This is a genomic window from Algoriphagus sp. SE2, from assembly GCF_039563885.1.
Taxonomy (GTDB): Bacteria; Bacteroidota; Bacteroidia; order Cytophagales; family Cyclobacteriaceae; genus Algoriphagus.
Window position 1 is genome coordinate 1 of sequence record NZ_JBCLWJ010000074.1, and the last position, 539, is coordinate 539.

Genomic DNA, 539 nt, shown 5'->3' on the forward strand with positions numbered 1-539 from the left:
CTTCGGCATCTAGATTCTGATCTCCGTTCGTGGTGATCACAGGAATTTCAGAATCATTTACGATAACATTAAAGCTACAGGTTGACTGATTTCCTGCTGCATCCCTCGCTGTGTAAACAACCGTTGTGATTCCAACAGGGAATATAGTACCTGGCTCAAAATTACTTGTCAATGTTACCGACCCACTGTTATCTGAGGCTGTGGGTTCAATCCAGTTAACTATCGCTCCACAGTTCTCAGGATCTGTTTCTACAATCACTTCAACTGGACAATCACTGATAGTTGGGTTTTCATTATCCCCACTTTCTGTAATCTCTACCATAAAGCTGCATTCGGTTGTATTACCGGAGAGGTCTGTCGCCTGATAGGTTACCATGGTAGAACCGAGTGGGAAGAATGCTCCACTTTCAAAGCCACTGATCAGCTCTAAACTTTCAATTCCACAGTTATCAACCGCTATTGGCAGATCATAGGTAATCACTTTCCCGGTTTCTCCAAATCCAACCGTAGTACTGATGTCAGAAGGACAAGTTATAATT

1 protein-coding gene is annotated in these 539 nt (G+C 42.9%); it reads right to left on the reverse strand.

From position 1 onward, the window contains the following. The coding region (locus tag AAGF08_RS20470) for an HYR domain-containing protein (protein WP_343513318.1) at positions 1-539 on the reverse strand (539 nt) is incomplete at both ends.